Below are 2,507 nucleotides of genomic sequence, written 5' to 3'. Positions count from 1 at the left end.
GCCACCGCCTCGCCGAGCGCGTGGTCGCCGTTCGCGTGCAGCAGCACCGCGTGGGCGTCGACGCAGAACGGGCAGCGGTTCGCGAGGGAGGTGCCGGCCGCGACCAGTTCGCGGTCGGTGCGCGAGCCGCTGCCCGCGATGAGGGACTCGCGCAGCAACGCCCAGGTGGGCGCGAGGAGTTCGGGCGCCGACGCCAGGACGACGAGGGTCGACGGCCGCGTGATGCCGAAGTCGGTGTCGACCTGCGCGTAGACCGCCGCGGCGGTGCCGGTGGCGGACCCGGGCGAGGGGGGTTGCGTATAGCGGAACGGGCCGGACATGCGGGCTCCTCGGGACGGTTGCGGATGGTGCTGACCGACCCGCACAGACTCGCCCTGCGGCCCGGCCCGGGGCGTCGTACGGCGGAGCCGACCTCGCCCTACTCCGGGGGAAGTAGCGGACGGGCCGGTGCCCTCCTCGGGGCGGAGGCCGATGTCGGTGGCGGCGTCTAACCTTCGAGACGGGTAGGGGACCGGGGAGCGCGCAGGGGATCGGAGGGGGACATGGCTGCGGTGACGGATGCCGGATCGGCCGGGGGAGCGGGCGCGCCCGCACGGCGCGCGGTGCTCGGGGACGTCGCGCTCGCCGTCGTGATCGGGGTGGTCGTGGTGGTCGCGACGGCGCTCGGCGACGACGCGGCCGGGCCGCTCGCCTATGTGCTGACAGCGGCGTCGGCCGCCGCCCTCGCGGGCAGCCGGCGCCTGCCGCGGGCGGCCCTGTTCGCCTCGACCGCCGTGACCACGGTCTATGTCGTGTACGCCCATCCGGGCGCGATGGCGGCCCTGCCCGTGCTGGTCGCGGTGAACCTGGCGTGCCGCTCGGGACACCGGAGCCTGGCCGCGGCCACCGCCGCCGTGTTCCTCGCGGTGTACCTGACGCGGGACGCGCTCGCCACGGACGGCACCACCACGCGCGGCATGCTGCTCGGCGGCTGGTTCCTGTGCGCGGTCGTGGCAGGTCAGGCCGACAAGAACTGGCAGTCGTACCTGCACCAGACCGAGCAGCGGGCCCTGGAGGCCGAGCGGACCCGCGAGGAGGCGGCGCTGCGCCGCGCGGGGGAGGAACGGCTGCGCATCGCCCGCGAGTTGCACGACTCGCTCACCCACAGCATCTCCATCGTCAAGCTGCAGGCGGGCGTCGCCGTGCACCTCGCCCGCAAGCGCGGCGAGGAGATACCGCCCGCGCTGCTCGCCATCCAGGAGGCCAGCGGCGAGGCGATGCGGGAACTGCGGGCGACGCTGGGCGTGCTGCGCACGGACGAGCCCGCCGGCAGCCCCGCGCTGCTGGTCGAGCGTGCCCGCTCGGCGGGGATCGCCGTCGACCTCACCGTCACCGGCACCGAGCGTCCGCTGCCGACCCCGCTGGAGCGGACGGTGTACCGGATCGTGCAGGAGGCCCTGACGAACGTAGCCAGACACGCCGGCCGCGAGGCGCGCGCCGAGGTCCGACTGGCCTACGGGGACGCCGAGTTGACGGTCCGGGTGACGGACAGCGGGATCGCGTCCCCGGACCGCCCGACCGCCGACGGCACGGGCCTGACGGGCATGCGGGAGCGGGTCGCCACGCTCGGCGGGTCGCTGTCGGCGGGGCCGCGCGAGGGCGGCGGGTTCGAGGTGAGGGCTCTCCTGCCGCTCGACACCGCGGTGCCCGCGCGGCCGGCGCGGGAGCTGCGCGAGGACGCCCTGCCCGGGGCCGCGCCATGACCTCCGCGATCCGGGTCGTGCTCGTCGACGACCAGACGCTGATGCGGGCCGGGTTCCGTGCGCTGCTCGACGCGGAGGACGGGATCGAGGTGGTGGGGGAGGCCGCCGACGGAAGCGCGGGGGTCGCCCTGGTCCGGGAGTGCCTGCCGGACGTGGTGCTCATGGACGTGCAGATGCCGGTCACCAGCGGCATCGAGGCGACCCGGCGGATCGCCGCCGATCCCGCCCTGGCCGCCGTCCGCGTCGTCATGCTCACCAACTACGGCCTGGACGGCTATGTCTTCGAGGCGCTGCGCGCGGGCGCGTCCGGGTTCCTGCTCAAGGACAGCGAACCGGAGGACCTGCTCACCGGGATCGCCGTCGTCGCGCGCGGTGACGCGCTGCTGTCGCCGTCCGTCACGCGCCGCCTCATCGGCGAGTTCGTGGCCCGGCCGCCGGACCGGGCGACGGCGCCGGGTCTGGAGTGCCTCACGCCGCGCGAGCGCGAGGTCACCGCGCTGGCCGCGCGTGGCCTGACCAACGAGGAGATCGCCGGGCACATGGTGATCAGCCCGTTCACCGCCAAGACCCACATCAGCCGCGCCATGATCAAACTCGGGGCCCGGGACCGGGCCCAACTCGTCGTGTTCGCCTATGAGTCGGGCCTCGTGTCGGCCCGGACCCCGGGGGCCGCGCCGGAGCGTACGTAGGATCACCGGATGACGATCAGAGGAAGGGCGCCGGCCGGGCGCCTGGCGGCGGCCGTCGCGGGCGTCGTGCTGCTGG

General features: G+C 75.3%; 3 protein-coding genes. 2 read left to right on the top strand and 1 reads right to left on the bottom strand.

Annotated elements, in window-relative coordinates; translation table 11 throughout:
- A partial coding sequence (locus G3I40_RS21655; RefSeq protein WP_203644544.1) for a carboxymuconolactone decarboxylase family protein occupies positions 1 to 320 on the bottom strand: 320 nt, incomplete at its 3' end.
- A 222-nt stretch (positions 321 to 542) separates the two neighbouring features.
- On the opposite strand from G3I40_RS21655, the gene G3I40_RS21650 reads away from it, so the two are divergent.
- Together G3I40_RS21650 and G3I40_RS21645 are read left to right on the top strand one after the other, a co-directional pair.
- On the top strand, positions 543 to 1,742 hold the full coding sequence (locus G3I40_RS21650) for a sensor histidine kinase (protein WP_164303797.1): 1,200 nt from the start codon (positions 543 to 545) through the stop codon (positions 1,740 to 1,742).
- Complete coding sequence (locus G3I40_RS21645; RefSeq protein ID WP_164303796.1) at positions 1,739 to 2,431, top strand: response regulator transcription factor; 693 nt, start codon at positions 1,739 to 1,741, stop codon at positions 2,429 to 2,431. The genes G3I40_RS21650 and G3I40_RS21645 overlap by 4 nt, the downstream gene beginning before the upstream one ends.
- Positions 2,432 to 2,507 lie beyond the last annotated feature (76 nt).

The organism is Streptomyces sp. SID14478 (assembly GCF_010548525.1).
Classification (GTDB): domain Bacteria; phylum Actinomycetota; class Actinomycetes; order Streptomycetales; family Streptomycetaceae; genus Streptomyces.
The sequence above is the reverse complement of the archived record's forward strand: the minus strand, read 5'-3'. Positions and strand labels throughout refer to the sequence as shown.

Coding starts and splice junctions, on each gene's coding strand:
- G3I40_RS21650 (WP_164303797.1), top strand. CDS start 543: ATGGCTGCGGTGACGGATGCCGGATCGGCCGGGGGAGCGGGCGCGCCC.
- G3I40_RS21645 (WP_164303796.1), top strand. CDS start 1,739: ATGACCTCCGCGATCCGGGTCGTGCTCGTCGACGACCAGACGCTGATG.